The sequence below is a fragment of the Arthrobacter gandavensis genome (genome assembly GCF_015355785.1).
Classification (GTDB): domain Bacteria; phylum Actinomycetota; class Actinomycetes; order Actinomycetales; family Micrococcaceae; genus Arthrobacter_B; species Arthrobacter_B gandavensis_A.
Window position 1 is genome coordinate 717,766 of sequence record NZ_JADKYW010000003.1, and the last position, 16,461, is coordinate 734,226.

The following is a 16,461-nucleotide window of genomic DNA, read 5'->3' on the forward strand; positions in this document are numbered from 1 at the left end:
GGGCGGCCAAAGTTATCAAATAGGCATCAAATGTTTATCGGAAGGCTAAAGTGGAACAGCCGTCGGCGTCAAGACTAGGCTGTGACTATGGCGGACCGGGTTTCCTATGCGAACAATGATGGAATGAACTACGACGTCGATGTCCTGATCGTGGGTGCCGGGCCCACCGGGCTCGCCCTCGCGGCGCAACTCGCCGGTTATGGAACGAGCTTCAGGATCATCGACCGCAGGCAGGGTCCCTCGACCCAGTCCCGGGCGCTGGCCGTGCAGCCGCGCACCCTGGAGGCGCTGCGGCCCTTCGGGATCAGCACGGAGATGGCGCGAGCCGGAACCCCGGCACATCAACTTCACCTCCACCTTCCGGACGAAACGGTCCAGATTGGCCTCTTCGACATCGGAATCGAAGACTCGGCCCACCAGCAGCTGCTCTTCCTGCCCCAGTCTGAAACCGAGCGGATCTTCCTGAACTACCTGGGCGCCCGCGGAATCCGCGTTGAGCGCGGAGCCGAGCTCCTGGAACTCGAACGCCTGGACCCCGAGGACCCCTTCGCGGGCATGGAAGCCCGGGTCCAGCGGCAGGACCGCGGCATCGACCGGATCCGGGCGCGCTACGTGGTGGGGGCCGACGGCGCGGAGAGCACCGTCCGCCGCCGCGCAGGCATGGACTTCCGCGGATCCGGCTACGCAGACACGTTTGTCCTGGCGGACCTGGAAGTTGACGGCGTGGCCCCCGGCGCCGTGCACGCCTACCCCACCGGTGACGGCTTCATGGTGCTTTTCCCGCTGGGAAACCCGGCGTCCTGGCGAATGATCAGCCTCAGGGAGCGCGGAGACACCAGCGCCGTCACCCTCGAGTACCTGCAGGGCATCGCGGACAAGTTCTCCGGCGGCGGACTCACCCTGCATGACCCGAAGTGGATCAGCTCCTTCCGGCTGTCCCACCAGATGGCGGAGTTCTTCCAGTCCGGTTCAGTGTTCCTTGCCGGCGACGCCGCGCACGTCCACTCCCCCGTGGGCGGGCAGGGCATGAACACCGGAATCCAGGACGCGCTGAACCTCGGCTGGAAACTTGCCCTCGGCGCCCGCGGCCTGGCCTCCGACGAGCTGATCGACAGCTATGACGCCGAACGCCGGCCCGTGGCGCGCGGAATCGTCAGCTTCACTGACCGCCTCTTCAAGCTCGCAACCAGCCGCAGCGCCCTGGCAAAGCTGCCCCGCACCAAGCTGCTGCCCGCATTGGCCCCGTCCCTGGCATCCAGCGAGCGCCTTCGCGCCCGTGCGTTCCGCACCATGTCCCAGCTAGGCATCCATTACCGCGGCAGCACCATGACCGCCGCCGGCACCAACCGCCTGCCGGCCGCACTCGCCTCGGGACCGCGGCCGGGAGACCGGCTGCCGGACGCCGTCGTGCACTACCAGCAGAAAGAACGGCGACTGCAGGACCTGGTCTCCGCTCCGGGCTTCAACATCCTCCTCACCGGGCCGGGCTGGCCGGAGGACGCTCCCCACCAGCTGCACGCCGCATTGACCGGCCTCGGCCCGCTGCTGAACGTGCAGCGCCTGGTGGTGGGCAGCACGCTCACGGCCTCGGGCCCCGGCATCATCGAAGACGTCAGTGGGCTGGCGTTTGAGCGCCTTGGCCTGTCCGCCCGGCGGCCCGAGGTACTGGTGATCCGGCCGGACGGGTACATCGGGTACCGGTCCAACGGAACGGACGTCAACGGCGCGGTGGCCTATCTTGAACGGCTTACCGGTGCAGGCGCACGGTCTTCACTTCAAACGGCCTGAACTCAAGCTCCCACCGGCCGTCCTTCCGCCTGGGCAGCTGCGCGTCCGCTGCCTCCGGGCGTTCCAGCAGGTCCGTCAGGACGGCGGCGCGGGCCGGGAACCCGGCAGAAAGTACGGCGCTGGTGTGCCCTCCGAGTGACTCGTAGAGCCGCAGCACCACGTCCCCGGAGCGGTCATCCGCGAGCTTGACCGTCTCCACCAGCACACTCCCGGGCGCCAGGACAGCCAGCGGAGCCACGCTTCCGGCACCGGCATCGTGGACCGTGCGCGGGGGAAGGTTCAGCCGGTACCCTTCCAGCACCGCTTCGGCCACCGTGGCGTCCGGGCGCAGCGAAAACCGGAGGCGGTGCACTCCCTTGTCCGCCCCCGGATCCGGAAACAGCGGCGCCCGCAGCAGTGAGGCCCGCAGCAGGGTCCCGGTGCCCGCGTCCCTGGAACCGGTCCGGGTGATGTCGTAGCCGTACGTTGAATCATTGGCCAGGGCCACTCCCCTGCCGTGCTCCCCGGCGTGCACCCAGCGGTGGGCCGGAACCTCGAAGCGCGCGTGGTCCCAGGACGTATTCTGGTGGGTGGGGCGCTGGATGTGCCCAAACTGGATTTCAGCCGTGGCCCGGTCCGCAAGCACGGCCACCGGAAAGCCGAGCTTCAGCAGCTTCTGCCGCTCCTGCCAGTCCACCTCAATGTCCAGGTCAAGGGCGCGCCCGTCGGGGCTCAGCGAAATCCGTTCCCGCAGCGACGAACTGCCGAACCTGCAGTCCAGCACCAGGCTGTCCCCGTCCGGGGTAAGGGCGCCGCGAAGCGTGAGGGCTCCGGCACGGTCCGCGGCGTCGATGTCCCACGCATCCCACTGGTTCGGAGTATCGCGGAAGAGCTGGAACCGGTTCGCATCCTCCCCGGGGACCACGAGTTCCCGGCCGCTCCCTCCGCGCAGCGAGCAAAGGGCACCTGTTGGACCAAAGCGGGCGGTAAGCCGGTCGGAGGAGAGTTCCCAGCCGCCGTCGTACGCCTGGATCTGAACCGCGGCAGGCGCCGCAGGTTCGGCTGCGGCTCCCATGGCCGGAATACCCCGCAGCGCCACGGGCGCCGCGTTGAAGACCAGCGCGCCGGTACCCTCCCGCGCCAGAGCCCGCAGGGACCGGCGGATAATCAGTTCCAGCTGCTCCGCGGTTTCCGCATAGGCACGCTCGGCGTCCCGGTAGACCCAGGCGATGGACGAGCCGGGCAGGATGTCGTGGAACTGTCCCAGCAGCACGGTTTTCCACGCCGCTTCAAGTTCCTGGTAGGGGTAGGCCGTGCCGCAGCGGACCGCAGCGGCGGCCGCCCACAGCTCGGCTTCCTTAAGCAGTGCCTCGCTGCGCCGGTTGCCGCGCTTGGTCCGGGCCTGGGAGGTATAGGTCCCGCGGTGGAACTGCAGGTACATTTCTCCGGACCACACGGGCGGGTCCGCATAGTCTTCCTCGGCCTGTGTGAAGAATGCCTGAGGGCTGGAGAGCTGCACCTGCGGGGAACCTTCCAGCGATGCCGTGCGGCGGGCGGCGGCCAGCATTTCGCGGGTGGGCCCTCCGCCGCCGTCGCCCCATCCGAAGGGCACCAGGGAGAGGTTCGTTGCTCCCTTCTCGCGGAACTGCCGCTGTGCCCGGGCCAGTTCCTGGCCGGTCAGCGCCGAGTTGTACGTATCAACGGGCGGGAAATGGGTGAAGACCCGGGTTCCGTCGATCCCTTCCCACAGGAACGTGTGGTGCGGCATGGCGTCGGATTCGTTCCAACTCAGCTTCTGCGTGAGGAACCACCGCGAGCCGGCAGCGCGGATCAGCTGCGGGAGCGCCCCGGAGTAGCCGAATGAGTCGGGCAGCCACACGTCCAGCGGCTCGACGCCGAATGCGTCCAGGAAGAAGCGCTTGCCGAACGTGAACTGGCGCACCAGCGATTCGCCGGAAGGCAGGTTGGTGTCTGCCTCCACCCACATTCCGCCTGCCGGGACAAACCGTCCTTCAGCGACCCGGGCGGCAACGCGGGCAAACAGGGCCGGGTGGTCCTCCTGCAGCCAGGCGTACTGCTGGGCCGAGGACGCCGTGAAGACAAATTCCGGGTCCTTGTCCATCAGCGCCAGCACATTGGCGAAGGTGCGTGCCACCTTGCGGCGGGTCTCGCGCACCGGCCACAGCCAGGCGCTGTCAATGTGGGCGTGCCCGACGGCGTGAACCCGGTGCGCGCTGGCCGCTGCCGGAGCGCTGAGCACGGGTTCCAGCACGTCCCGGGCTGTTCCGGCGGTTCCGGACACATCCTGCGGGTCCACGGCGGCAGCAGCGCGTTCCATGGCCCGCAGCAGTTCATGCCGTCGCGGAGAGTCCATCGGCAGTTCATGCATCAGGCCCCAGAGCACGGAGAAGTCCTGGACAAGGTTCCAGACCTGGACATCCAGCAGGACGGTATCTGCCCGGCGCAGGACGTACAGCGGCTCAGTGCCGGCCGTGTCCGGGTCGCCCAGCGGCGTGGGCAGGAAGCTGAAGTCTCCAATCACGTTCGGGGTGGCCGCCGCCTCCACCCAGAGCAGGATGCTGCTGCCGGACTCCTGTTCCAGCGGGACCGTCATGCTGGTCGATTCGAGCGCCTTGAGCACGTCCCCTTCGGCGTTGTAGACCAGCCCCTCGGCCTGAAAGCCGGGCATGTCGGTGCTGAACCCCAAATCGATCAGTGCCTCCGGAAGGAAGCCGGGCGCTGCCGCCGGAACCGTCCCGGTGAGGCGGAACCAGGTGCTTCCCCACGGCCTGCCCCAGCGGGTGCCGGGGGTTACGGGCCGGTAGTCCTGCCCTGCGGCATCGGCGAAGGACACCGGTTCTGCCGGGGCATCCCAGGCCGCGGCCTGAAGCGGCTCCGGCGCGGTCCACAGATGCGGCGGCAACCGCTGGGCAAGGAAACGGGCAAGGCGGCGTTCGGTCAGTTCGCGGTCCGGATGCATGCGCCCACTCTGCGCGACGCGCCGCCCGGTTGGGAAGGGACCTAGGCGGAGCCGGGGCTGACCAGCGTCCAGATCACGACGGCGGAGGCATCGGGATCCGGGTTGCGCCAGGAGTGCGGCTCCTTGCCGGGGAATGTCACGGTGTCCCCGGCCGTGAGGTTCATGGTCTCAGCGGTGAAGATCAGTTCCAGCCGCCCGGCGGCGACATGCAGTACCTCCACGTCACAGTCCACAGAGTACAGGTCGGCCTCGCCGGTGCCGCCGGGAACAATCTCGGAGCGGATGACCTGCACGCGGCGTTCAGTACGCGGAGTGACCAGACGCTCGTTGATGCCGTTGCCGCCCAGGTTGACGCCCGGCGCCTCGGGCCAGCGGACCAGCGTGGTCTGCGGCGGCAGGAACAGGTCCCCGATGGAGATTGAAAGCACCTGGCAGAGCGTAACCAGCGAAGCCACTGACGGCGAGGTGAGGTCCCGTTCAACCCGGCTGAGGAACCCCTTGGTAAGTCCGGTGGAGTCAGCTACCTGTTCAATGGTCAGGTGGCGTGCCTGCCGTGCGGCGCGGATCCGGGAACCGATGGCAATCGGCGCGTTGCTTGGTTCGACCGAGAGAGCCTTCATCCGGGCAGCCGTCCTTTCGTTCCCGTATCAGTTCCTGCCATCCGGTCCCGCCGGGAGATCCGGAAGGCGTTGCCTGCGCCGCGGAGTTGGCGTGCTTTACGTTTCACCCTAATTGACCCGCGCCTCAGGCGACCACTAGCGTGGGTAAACAATAGTTTCGTGACCTACAACGCCGGATAAACCGGCCCCCAGTACCGCACCGGGTCCGGACGGTTCATCCCCTGCCCGTCCGGCCCCGGTGCTTCAACTCTCCGCCGGGTGGTCTGCTGAATCCGCATCCTGCGCCGGGGAAGCAACCTCTGCCACTTCGTGGGGATCGCCCGTGTCTTCGCCGATCCAGACCTTGATTACTGCCCAGCCAACGGCGGCCAGCGGAACCGAGAGGATCGCGCCAATGATTCCGGCGAGGATCGTGCCGGCGGTCAGCGCCAGCAGGATGACCAGAGCGTGGATGCTCAAGGTCCGCCCCATGACCACCGGCTGCAGGAAGTTTCCCTCGAGCTGGTTCACGGCGATGATCACGATGACGACGATCAGGGCCACGACCGGCCCGTTTGCCACGAGGGCGATCAGCGCAGCGAGGGTACCGGCCGCCGTCGCACCGACCAGCGGGATGAAGGATCCAACGAAGACGATCACGGACAGCGGCAGCGCCAGCGGCACGCCGAGAATGAACAGTGCGGCACCGATGCAGATGGCATCCACGGCGGCAACGATCGCTGTGCCGCGGACATAACCGCCCAGCACCTCCATGCTGCGGACTCCGGCAAGGGCTGCCTTCTCCCGCCGCTCCCCGCGGAACCAGCGCAGGATGAACGCCCAGATCTTGTCCCCGTCCTTGAGGAAGAAGAACAGCACCACGGCCATCAGGACGAACCCCGTGGCGAAGGACCCTGCTGCGGAGAGCCCGGCGATCGCGCCGCTTCCCGCGGTGGAGGAGGTCGCGAAGTCCAGGACGGCGTCCCGGGCATCGGAGATGGCCGAGTCGTCGAGGGCCAGGGGACTGTCCTGGACCATCGAGTACAGCTCGTCGAACCCGGCAGCTGCCTGGTCCACGAGCGAGGACCACTCGCTGCGCACCGCAAAGACGATTCCCGTGATAAGCCCGCCGAACACGGCCAGCAGCAGCAGGAAGGATGTGCCGGTGGCCAGCGCCCCCGGCCAGCCCCGGCGGCGCAGCCAATTGACGAAGGGCGCTATTGCAGCGGCCAGGATCAGGGCAAGCAGCAGCGGGATGACCACCAGGGTCACCCGCGTCAGGCCGTAAACGGCCACTCCGACCAGCAGCAGGACCAGAAGCAGCTGGGCTGAGCGCACAGCTGCATGGCCGAGGCCGTCGTTCCAGTATCCGGCCAGCCGCTTCGGCTCGGACTCGTTCGGACTTGAGCCGGGCTGGCTGTCCATGGATTTCCCCTGTCTAGGTTGTGGGTCCGGCCTCGTGGCCGGTTCCCTTGTGCTGCAGAGACTCTTTGACGTGGCGCCGGAGCACCTTGCCGATCAGGGACCTGGGCAGGTCCGGGATCTGCACGATGCGGCGGGGCACCTTGTAGGCCGCCAGTTCCGCCCGCACAAAGGAACGCAGTTCATCAGCGTCGAATTCCATGTCCGGACGGGCGACGACGGCGGCTACCACGTCTTCTCCGCCTCCGGTGCGGGTCAGGCCCACGACGGCGGCCTCGGCAACCGCAGGGTGGCGTTTCAGCGCTTCCTCAACCTCGGAAGGTGAGACGTTGAACCCTCCGGTAATGATCAGTTCCTTGATCCGGTCCCGGATGGTCACGAAGTCGTCGTCGTCCACCGAGACGATGTCTCCGGTACGGAACCAACCGCCGTCGAGCAGTGCTGCCCGCGTTTCGGCCGGCTTGTTCCAGTAGCCCTGGAAGACCTGCGGTCCGCGGATCAGCAGCTCGCCGGCTTCGCCGCGGTGGCGTTCCCTGGTGGGATCTTCCGGGTCCACCACCTTGATGTCCGTCAGCGGGAAGGGAACACCCACGGTGCCGGCCTTGCGGGTTGGCCCCATGGGGTTGCCCAGTGCCACCGGCGAGGTTTCCGTCAGGCCGTATCCTTCGATCAGGTAGCCTCCGGTGGCCTTTTCCCAGGCGTCCACCGTCGCGGCGGGGAGGTTCATGGCGCCGGAAATTGCAAAGCGGACGCCCTTGAGGGATAGGCCCTGCTCCTGCGCACCGGCAACAATGCGGTCGTAGATTGGCGGCACAGCCGGGAGGAAGGTGGGCGGAGTCTTCTTCGCCGCCTTCAGGACCAGGTCCACGTCGAACTTCGGGAACAGGACCAGCTTGGCACCAATGCTCATCGCGAAGGTGAGGCTTAGGGTCAGGCCGTAGGCATGGAACATGGGCAGCACGCCGTAGACGGTTTCCTTGCCCATCCGGATCCCGGGAATCCAGGCCCGGCCCTGCGCGGCGTTGGCCATGAGGTTGGCGTGGCTGAGCATTGCGCCCTTGGGCGCTGCCGTGGTTCCGGACGTGTACTGGATGGCGGCGAGGTCCTCCGCCGTGGGGTGCGGAAAGCGGCGCGGCAGCGGCCGGTTATCCAGCAGTTCCTTCCATTCAAGGACCCGCCGGCCGGCACTGCGGGGCTTCTTGTCCGGGGCCAGGGCGCTGCGGCTGCGGCGGGCAGCGGGAAGGGGAAGCTTCAGGAGCAGCCGGGTGGTGCGCGGCATGGCGCTGATCAGGTCGACGGACACGATGGTCCGGACCGGAATGTCTGCGGGCAGGGACTGGATCCTGTCCGCCACCTTGTCCCAGACGATGGCCACGGTTGCTCCGTGGTCCTCGAACTGGTGGCGCAGTTCGCGGTCGGTGTAGAGCGGATTGTGCTCCACTACCACCGCGCCCAGGCGCAGGACGGCGTAGAAGGCAACCACGTGCTGCGGCGCGTTGGGCAGGACCAGGGCAACACGGTCTCCGGGCCCTACGCCGAGGCGCTTCAGGCCCGCTGCGGCGCGCCTGATCTGCTCCCCCATGTTGCGGTAGCTGGTGGTGGCGCCAAAGAACTGCAGGGCGGGCTTGGATCCGTACCTGCTGACGGATTCTTCCACCATGTCCACCAGCGACCCCTTGGGCAGCTTGAGGTCCTGCGGCACGCCTTCGGCATAGTGGCGTGTCCACGGCCGGTGGATGTCAGGAAATCCCTTGGAAGCTCTACTCACGGTTTGAACTCTATCCCTTGCTGGACGGGAGCAATGCACCCGGATGGAACGGGGACCAGCCGCATTTGGGTTCCCCTCCGAAGCGGAATCGCTGCTGGCCTGGGCTACACTTGAAGGCTGAAGGGGAGTAGCTCCGGTACACCTCCAATCTTAGTTTCGGCTCCGGCCGCATCGAAATTGGAATTCGAACCGAGGCCTGTCGACATACTGGCTGCGCATGCAGCCCGGCAGTCCACCCGCGGTGCACGCCACCGGGGCGAGCGAGACCTTCGGCCAGACGTAGAAGCTGGCCGGAGCCCTCCCTGTTTGCTCCGGCCATGACCAGGAGCGCGTGTGAAAAACCCACCAACCCAGGGGCAGCCGCCCCCTGAGCACCCCAAGCCGAGCCCGGCCGACCGCCGCCGCTGGAGGCAGTACCTTGCCGACGAGCAGGCCGAGGCAGCCACCTACCGCTATCTCGCCGAACGCCGTGAGGGAGAAGAGCGGGACATCCTGCTGGCCCTGGCCGAGGCAGAAGGCCGGCATGAGGAGCATTGGCGCCAGCTGCTCGGCCCGGAAGCAGACAAGCCCATGCGCCCGTCCCTGCGGAACCGCATGCTTGGTCTGCTGGCGCGCCGGTTCGGGTCAGTGTTCGTGCTGGCCCTCGCGCAGCGCGCGGAAGGACGCTCCCCCTACAGCGATGATCCCAACGCCACCAGCGCCATGGCCGCCGATGAGCAGATCCATGAAGAGGTGGTGCGCGGCCTGGCAACCCGCGGCCGCACCCGGCTCTCCGGCAACTTCCGGGCAGCAGTGTTTGGCGCCAATGACGGGCTGGTCTCCAACTTGGCCCTGGTCATGGGCATTGGCGCGACCGGCGTTTCCAGTACCTTCGTGCTCTTCAGCGGTATTGCCGGCCTGCTTTCCGGAGCCTTGTCCATGGGCGCCGGCGAGTATGTTTCCGTCCGGTCCCAGCGGGAGCTGCTGGAGGCCTCCAAGCCCACCCAGGTGACGCTGTCTGCCGCCAAGTCCCTGGACATCGATGCCAATGAGCTGGTCCTGGTTTACCGGGCCCGCGGCATGTCCCGGGAAGCCGCCGAACACCGGGCGGCGGAGCGTATGGGGCTGTACACGTGCGACTGCGACCCGTCCTTGTCCCTGCAGCCGGAAAAGATGGAGGCAGCCGGCACCGATGAGCATGAGACGGTCGGCACCGGCCTCGGCGCCGCCGTTTCGAGCTTCTGCTTCTTCGCCTCCGGCGCCGTCATCCCCGTTATTCCCTACCTGTTTGGAATGGGCGGACTCGCCGCCGTCGTGCTTTCCTGCACCCTGGTGGGAATCGCGCTGGTGCTGACCGGCAGCGTCGTGGGCCTGCTCTCCGGAGCTTCCCCGCTCAAGCGCGGCCTGCGCCAGCTGGGCATCGGCCTCGGGGCCGCCGCCGTGACCTACGTTCTGGGGATGATCTTCGGAACCACGGTGGCTTAGCCCGCACCCCATCGAGATGACAGAAACTGCCCGTATGAGCGTTCATACGGGCAGTTTCTGTCATCTCGATGTTCGGGGGGGGTCAGCGGGACGTCGGTGCGCTGACCTGCCGCAGCTCGGTGGTGCTTGGACCGTTGCCCGCGTCATCGGCACTGATCAGCACGTTGCCTTCCCCAATTGCTTCAGGCATGACCTCAGGTTCAAGGCGGGTGGCCAGCGGCTTCTCCTTGATGAACAGGCACAGGATCGTCGCCACCACGGCCATGGGAACCATGAACAGGAACAACGGGATGAGCGCCTCGTTGTAGGACCGGATAATGATGTCCTGGATTGCTTCCGGAAGCTCGTGGACAAGCTTTGGGGTCAGCGAGTTGCCGCCGCCGGTCGCCGAGGCTGCGCTGGCCGGGAGCCGCTCCGCCAGCAGGTCCGAAAGCCGGTGTGCGAACAGGCTGCCGACGACGGCGGAGCCCAGCGTGGCGCCGATCTGGCGGAAGTAGTTGTTCGCCGCGGTGGCGGTTCCAACCTGCCGCATCGGGAAGGAGTTCTGCACCACCAGGACCAGGATCTGCATGTTCAGCCCCAGGCCCAGGCCCAGGACGCCGATGTAGACGCACAGCTGCCAGACCGGGGAGTCGGCCGCGATGGAACCCATCAGCACCAGCGCCAGGATCATGATCGCCGAGCCGGCGATGGGCATCCACTTGTAGCGTCCGGTCTTGGAAACCAGCGATCCGGACAGTACCGAGCTGAACAGCAGGGCACCCATCATGGGGATCATCAGCATGCCGGCCTCGGTGGCACTGGCACCGGTGGCCATCTGGAGGTAGGTCGGCAGGTATCCGATCGCACCGAACATGGCCACGGACGTGAGCAGGCCGGAGGCTGTGGCCAGGTTGAAGTTGCGGTCACGGAAGAGCTCCATGGGGATGATGGGCTCAGCCGTCCGGCGTTCAACCATGACAAAAACGACGGCGGCGAGGATCGTGCCGCCAATCAGGCCCAGGATCACCGGGTCGCTCCACGCGTAGGTGCTGCCGCCCCAGCTGCTGACCAGCACCAGCCCGGTGGTGGCCAGGGCAATGAAGACCATCCCCCACAGGTCGATCCTGGGCCGGGAAGTGACCGCACGGGGCTTCAGGAAGAACAGGGCGCCAAGCAGTGCCAGCACGCCCACGGGAATGTTGAACCAGAACGTCCAGCGCCAGCCCGGCCCCTCAGTGAGCCAGCCGCCGATCAGCGGCCCCACCACCGAGGAGAAGGCGAACACGCCGCCCATCCAGCCCATGTACTTGCCGCGCTCACGTGCCGGCACGACGTCGGCGATGATGGCCTGGGACAGGATCATCAGTCCACCAGCGCCGATGCCCTGGATTACCCTTGCGATAATCAGCCAGGCCATGTCCGGTGCCAGGGCACCAACCACGGAACCGGCCAGGAAGATGACGATCGCAGCGACCAGCAGGTACTTCCGCCCAATCAGGTCGCCCAGTTTGCCGTAGATGGGCATCATCACCGTGGAGGCAAGGATGAAGGCGGTGATGACCCAAAGCATGAGGTTGGCGCCGTTGAGCTCACCCACGATGGTGGGAAGGGCGGTGCCAAGGATGGTCTGGTTCAGCGCCGACAGGAGCATGGCCAGGACCAGGGCGGTGAAGACAAGCACGAGGCTGGGTTTTTTCCCGTGGCTTGCGGGCGCTGCGGCGGCAGCTGAATTCGTCATAGGAGTTCCTTGAAGACGTCTCGGAGAAGGTCAAGGCCCTGATCGAGGGCCTTGAACTGGGCGGTGGCGGTCGGGTTGGACCAGGTTTTCTGCATCACGTGGCGCATGCGGGTGCTGGCGGTGAGGACGATGGTGAAGGCGACGTCGTCGACGTCGTGCCCCTGCCAGGCCGAGCCGGCCGGCTGTTCGCGCCAGCGCCGGGACTCGGCGAGCTGACCGCGAACCGTCTCAAGGACAAGCTGCTCGACCTTGAGGATGTACTGGTAGCGCCGGTGGCGCAGGTGGGGATAGGCCTCATAGATCCGTCCGCGGAGCTCGGCTGAGTCGTCCCCGCCCTGAATGGTGCGGGCGACGGCGAGCATCAGGCGGCTGACTTCCGCGAGGAGGTCCCCTTCAATGTTGAACGCCGACAGCATCTCAGGCTCTATGGAGGGTTCCTGGAGCCCCAGGACGGCGTCTTCCTTGCACGGGAAGTAGTTGAAGAAGGTCCGGGCGGAAACGCCTGCCTCCTCAGCGACTACTTCGACGTTGACGCCTTCCAGCCCCTCGCCCAGGGCGCGTGTTGCCGCAGCCGCATGCAGCGCTGCCCAGGTTTCGGCGCGCTTTCGATCGCGGAGGGAAAGTAGTTGACTCACCGAACTACTTTGTCATCAGTAACATTTTTTCACAACTGCAAAATTGCAGATGTGTAAGGAATCACAGCATGCTGCCGGTCCTGCTAGGGCTTGAGCATCACCTTTACCGACTGCCGCTGGTCCATGGCAGCGTAAGCCCGGGGTGCATCCTCCAGGGGAAGCACTGAATCGAAGACCTTTCCGGGGTGGATCCTGCCGGCCAGGACGTCTTCCAGCAGCTCGGGAAGGTACGTGCGCACCGGCGCCATGCCGCCGCCCACAGTGATGTTCTTGGCAAACAGCACCCCGATGGGCAGTTCCGCACCGCCGGCGGGGACACCAACAAACCCAACCCGTCCGCCCGGACGGGTGCAGCGCAGGGCCTGGTCCATCGATTCCGCCGTTCCGACGCATTCCAGCACGGCGTCCGCCGGCACTCCCCCGAGGAGCTCGCGCACCCGCGCCGCCCCTTCCTTGCCGCGTTCAGCCACGACGTCGGTGGCTCCGAATCCGCGGGCAAGCGCTGCCCTGTCCTCATGGCGGGACATGGCGATGATTCGACCGGCACCGAGGCGCGAGGCAGCCAGCACGGCACACAGCCCGACGGCGCCGTCACCCACCACCACCACGGTCGATCCCGGGGCGACGCCCGCGCTGACCGCGGCGTGGTGTCCGGTGCCCATCACGTCGGAGAGGGTCAGCAGGTCCGCGAGCAGGGAGTCGTCGGGATTCGACACGCCGGGAACCTTCACCAGGGTCGCCTCGGCGTTGGGGACCCGGACCGCCTCGCCCTGGGCGCCCTGGACAAAATCGCCGTGGGTGTCCTTGCTGCCCCATCCCACCAGTTCCTCACAGGCGACCGTCACGCCGGAACGGCAGGGCGCGCACTTGCCGCAGTTGCCCGTAAAGGGGGCAACGACGAAGTCGCCGGGTGCCAGCGAGGTGACATCGCTGCCCACGCTTTCAACTACGCCTACAAACTCGTGGCCGATGGCACGGGGCTCGGGGGTCTCCCGGATGCCGCGGTACGGCCAGAGATCCGATCCGCAGACACACGCGGCGCCGACCCGCACTACCGCGTCTGAGCTGCGGAGGACCGCAGGGTACTCGCGGTCCTCGACTCGGATGTCGCCGGGGCCGTGAATGATGGTGGCGCGCATGGCTGCCTTCCTGTTTACGGGCTGAGGTTCCATACCAGCCTAGCTCCGGAAGGGAAAGCCGGGTGCATGGGTAGTTCTCCCCATGTCCAGTTCGTGGGATCCGGTTTAGCGTGTTGACGGGGCAGAACAGGAAACTGACGGACAACGTCGCGAGAAGCCAAAGGACAGGTGGAACATGCTGAGGCACTGCAAAGGATTGCCGGTCCGGCTGGCTCCGCGTGAGCGGATGCCGCGCACCTTGTGCCGCCGCAACTGGAACCGCATTCCCCGCTGCGTACGTGCGGCCTAGTTCCCCGCCCCCGATAGATTTCTTCTCACCGGCATAGCGGCCGCAGCTGAGAAGGCCAGATCCACGCTCCTCGTGCGTCGTAGCCGCCGGGATCGTGCTGGCAGCAGAACCGGCACCCCCTGCCGCCTGCTGCCCCCGCCGCCGGTCCCCCAGCCGGCGGCGACGAACGTATGCCGCCGCTGAGACCGGCGTAGCGTTGCAGGCCGTGGCTGGAGCGGGAGGACGGACCCGCTCCAGCCACCGCCGGGCTGTCCAATCCGACCGGCAACCCAATGGACTCCCGGGCTACTTGGTGCCCAGCTTCAGTTCGAGTTCTTCCAGGGACAGGCCCCGGGTCTCCGGCATGAACCGGCGGACGAACAGCACGGCGCAGATCCCCAAGCCCACAAAGATGAAGAACGTGTTGGAGATTCCCAGCGCGGCCATCAGCATGGGGAAGGAGAACCCGACGGCGAAGTTGGCCATCCACTGCACGAACACGGACAGGCCGATGCCAAGGCCCCGCACCCGCAGCGGGAAGATCTCGGCCAGCATTAGCCACGTCACCGGAGACACCGCACCCTGCTGGAAGGCAAGGAACAGGACGGTCAGAGACAGGACAGTGAAGCCGCGGGCGGTGCCTTCGGGCATCAGGATCGAGGCGGTGCCGATGAGTGCCAGCGTGATGGTGGTTCCGAGCAGCCCGGTGATCAGCATGGGCCGGCGGGCCACCCTGCCCAGCAGCCAGATGCCGAGCAGCGCCGCTGCGACGGAGACGACGCCGTTGGCGATGTTGGCGGTCAGCGCGGCTTCCGTCCCGAATCCGGCGTCGGCAAGGATCTGGGTGCCGTAATAGATGATCGCGTTCACGCCGGTGATCTGCTGGACGATCGACAGGCCCATGCCGATCAGCAGAACGCGCAGCAGCCACGGCTCGGCGAAGTCCTTCAGCCGGCCGGTCCTTGCAGAGCCGGCCAGCCCCTTAATCTCTTCGTACTCCGCCTGGGCATCCTCGGCGCTGCGGATTTGCTGCAGGGCGGTGAGCATCTGCGCGTAGCGGCCCTTCGACCCCAGCCAGCGCGGGCTTTCCGGCACGAAGTGCATGCCGATCCACAGCGCGATGGCCGGGAGCGTGGCGACCAGGAGCATCCAGCGCCAGACGTGCCCTTCCTCGCCCCAGAGATTGCCGATGACGGCATTGCAGACGAAGGCGGCAAGCTGACCGCTGACGATCATCAGCTGGTCCCTGGTTACCAGCTGTCCGCGGCGCGCCGCTGGAGCCAGCTCGGCCAGGAACATGGGCACGACGGCGGAGGCACCGCCCACGGCGAGGCCCAGGACCACGCGGGCCAGCACCATGAAACCTACCCCGGGAGCTGCGGCGGTGCCGGCGGCACCGAGCATGAACACGACGGCGAGGATCAGCAGCAGCCGGCGCCGGCCCAGCCGGTCGGCGAGCTGTCCGGCGCCGACGGCACCGAAGGCAGCACCGAAGAGCAGGCTGGAGGTGATGAGGCCTTCGGCGAAGGGGGTCAGCCCCAGGTCATCCTGCATGTAGGGCAGCGCCCCGTTGATCACGCCGGTGTCGTACCCGAAGAGGAAGCCGCCCAGGGTGGCGATCCAGGTGGCGCGGCGCAGTGCACGCCGGTGATCGCCCGGAATGGTCGGGGAAGCTGGCTTGGAACTCATGTAGTTGTTATGTCTTCCTGGAGGTGGACGCACAAAACCCCCGTGCACCGGAAAACCGGGAACGGGGGTATGCGCTGGTGGAGCTAGAGCGAAGCGTAAACTTCGCGCAGCAGCTCGGCGGTCTCGGACGGCGTCTTGCCGACCTTCACGCCTGCTGCTTCGAGTGCTTCCTTCTTGGCCTGTGCGGTCCCCGCGGAACCGGAGACGATGGCGCCGGCGTGGCCCATGGTCTTGCCTTCGGGAGCGGTGAAGCCTGCCACGTAGCCGACAACCGGCTTTGTGACGTTGGCCTTGATGAAGTCCGCTGCGCGCTCTTCGGCGTCGCCGCCGATTTCACCGATCATCACGATCGCCTTGGTCTCGGGATCAGCTTCGAAGGCTGCGAGGGCGTCGATGTGGGTGGTGCCGATGACCGGGTCGCCGCCAATGCCGATGGCGGTGGAGAATCCGAGATCGCGCAGTTCGTACATCATCTGGTAGGTCAGGGTGCCGGACTTCGAAACGAGGCCGATCGGGCCCTTGCCCGTGATGTTGTTCGGGGTGATGCCAACCAGTGCTTCGCCCGGGGTGATGATGCCGGGGCAGTTCGGGCCGATGATGCGGGTGACCTGGTTGCCGTCGGCGTCCACCTTGGACTGGGCGTGGGCCCAGAACTCGGCGGAATCCTGGACCGGAACACCTTCGGTGATGACCACAACGAGGCCGATGCCGGCGTCGATTGCTTCCATCACGGCGTCCTTGGTGAAGGCCGGCGGAACGAAGACGATCGAGACGTCAGCCTCGGTCTTTTCCATGGCCTCGGCCACGGTGCCGAAAACGGGAAGCTCAACATCGCCGTGAGTCACGGTGGTGCCGGCCTTGCGGGCGTTGACGCCGCCAACAACCTGGGTCCCGGCCTTGAGCATCAGGGCGGTGTGCTTGGTGCCTTCGCCGCCGGTGATGCCCTGAACGATGACCTTGGAGTCCTTGTTCAAGAAGATAGACATGTGTGAATTCTCTTTCTGGGGATC

11 protein-coding genes are annotated in these 16,461 nt (G+C 66.7%); 2 read left to right on the forward strand and 9 right to left on the reverse strand.

Annotated features, from left to right (window positions below):
• The first annotated feature begins 87 nt into the window (after positions 1-87).
• On the forward strand, positions 88-1,788 hold the full coding sequence (locus tag ITX31_RS04600; RefSeq protein ID WP_228528952.1) for an FAD-dependent monooxygenase: 1,701 nt from the start codon (positions 88-90) through the stop codon (positions 1,786-1,788).
• Here the strand turns inward: ITX31_RS04600 and ITX31_RS04605 are convergent.
• The 4 genes from ITX31_RS04605 to ITX31_RS04620 all read right to left on the reverse strand — a co-directional run bounded on the left by ITX31_RS04605 (position 1,748) and on the right by ITX31_RS04620 (position 8,536).
• Complete coding sequence (locus ITX31_RS04605) at positions 1,748-4,747, reverse strand: alpha-mannosidase (protein ID WP_194782251.1); 3,000 nt, start codon at positions 4,745-4,747, stop codon at positions 1,748-1,750. The two genes, ITX31_RS04600 and ITX31_RS04605, sit on opposite strands and share 41 nt — an antisense overlap.
• Before the next feature lie 41 nt (positions 4,748-4,788).
• Positions 4,789-5,367: a helix-turn-helix domain-containing protein gene (locus ITX31_RS04610; protein ID WP_194782252.1), complete on the reverse strand. Its 579-nt coding sequence runs from the start codon at positions 5,365-5,367 to the stop codon at positions 4,789-4,791.
• 243 nt (positions 5,368-5,610) lie between these two features.
• Entirely contained in the window at positions 5,611-6,771 is a 1,161-nt protein-coding gene (locus ITX31_RS04615; RefSeq protein WP_194782253.1) for an AI-2E family transporter, read from the reverse strand.
• Between the two features lie 13 nt (positions 6,772-6,784).
• On the reverse strand, positions 6,785-8,536 hold the full coding sequence (locus ITX31_RS04620; protein WP_194782254.1) for a long-chain-fatty-acid--CoA ligase: 1,752 nt from the start codon (positions 8,534-8,536) through the stop codon (positions 6,785-6,787).
• Positions 8,537-8,869: 333 nt separating this feature from the next.
• Here ITX31_RS04620 and ITX31_RS04625 point away from each other — a divergent pair, with 333 nt between their 5' ends.
• Positions 8,870-10,000, forward strand: a complete 1,131-nt coding sequence (locus tag ITX31_RS04625; protein WP_194782255.1) for a VIT1/CCC1 transporter family protein — start codon at positions 8,870-8,872, stop codon at positions 9,998-10,000.
• 82 nt (positions 10,001-10,082) lie between these two features.
• Here ITX31_RS04625 and ITX31_RS04630 read toward each other — a convergent pair whose 3' ends face one another.
• The 5 genes from ITX31_RS04630 to sucD all read right to left on the reverse strand — a co-directional run bounded on the left by ITX31_RS04630 (position 10,083) and on the right by sucD (position 16,437).
• Positions 10,083-11,720 carry an MDR family MFS transporter gene (locus ITX31_RS04630; RefSeq protein WP_194782256.1) on the reverse strand — a complete coding sequence of 546 codons (1,638 nt, stop codon included), beginning with the start codon at positions 11,718-11,720 and terminating at the stop codon, positions 10,083-10,085.
• Positions 11,717-12,355, reverse strand: a complete 639-nt coding sequence (locus ITX31_RS04635; protein WP_194782257.1) for a TetR/AcrR family transcriptional regulator — start codon at positions 12,353-12,355, stop codon at positions 11,717-11,719. Before ITX31_RS04635 ends, ITX31_RS04630 begins: the two co-directional genes overlap by 4 nt.
• An 83-nt stretch (positions 12,356-12,438) precedes the next feature.
• Positions 12,439-13,494 carry a zinc-dependent alcohol dehydrogenase family protein gene (locus ITX31_RS04640; protein WP_194782258.1) on the reverse strand — a complete coding sequence of 352 codons (1,056 nt, stop codon included), beginning with the start codon at positions 13,492-13,494 and terminating at the stop codon, positions 12,439-12,441.
• A gap of 574 nt (positions 13,495-14,068) precedes the next feature.
• Entirely contained in the window at positions 14,069-15,451 is a 1,383-nt protein-coding gene (locus ITX31_RS04645) for a sugar porter family MFS transporter (protein WP_194782259.1), read from the reverse strand.
• A gap of 83 nt (positions 15,452-15,534) precedes the next feature.
• Complete coding sequence (gene sucD / locus ITX31_RS04650) at positions 15,535-16,437, reverse strand: succinate--CoA ligase subunit alpha (RefSeq protein WP_194782260.1); 903 nt, start codon at positions 16,435-16,437, stop codon at positions 15,535-15,537.
• Positions 16,438-16,461 lie beyond the last annotated feature (24 nt).

What these genes read in the sequence shown, in the direction of transcription:
- sucD (WP_194782260.1), bottom strand. Translation starts at nt 16,437, where the DNA reads ATGTCTATCTTCTTGAACAAGGACTCCAAGGTCATCGTTCAGGGCATC.
- ITX31_RS04645 (WP_194782259.1), bottom strand. Translation starts at nt 15,451, where the DNA reads ATGAGTTCCAAGCCAGCTTCCCCGACCATTCCGGGCGATCACCGGCGT.
- ITX31_RS04630 (WP_194782256.1), bottom strand. Translation starts at nt 11,720, where the DNA reads ATGACGAATTCAGCTGCCGCCGCAGCGCCCGCAAGCCACGGGAAAAAA.
- ITX31_RS04610 (WP_194782252.1), bottom strand. Translation starts at nt 5,367, where the DNA reads ATGAAGGCTCTCTCGGTCGAACCAAGCAACGCGCCGATTGCCATCGGT.
- ITX31_RS04605 (WP_194782251.1), bottom strand. Translation starts at nt 4,747, where the DNA reads ATGCATCCGGACCGCGAACTGACCGAACGCCGCCTTGCCCGTTTCCTT.
- ITX31_RS04640 (WP_194782258.1), bottom strand. Translation starts at nt 13,494, where the DNA reads ATGCGCGCCACCATCATTCACGGCCCCGGCGACATCCGAGTCGAGGAC.
- ITX31_RS04600 (WP_228528952.1), top strand. Translation starts at nt 88, where the DNA reads ATGGCGGACCGGGTTTCCTATGCGAACAATGATGGAATGAACTACGAC.
- ITX31_RS04615 (WP_194782253.1), bottom strand. Translation starts at nt 6,771, where the DNA reads ATGGACAGCCAGCCCGGCTCAAGTCCGAACGAGTCCGAGCCGAAGCGG.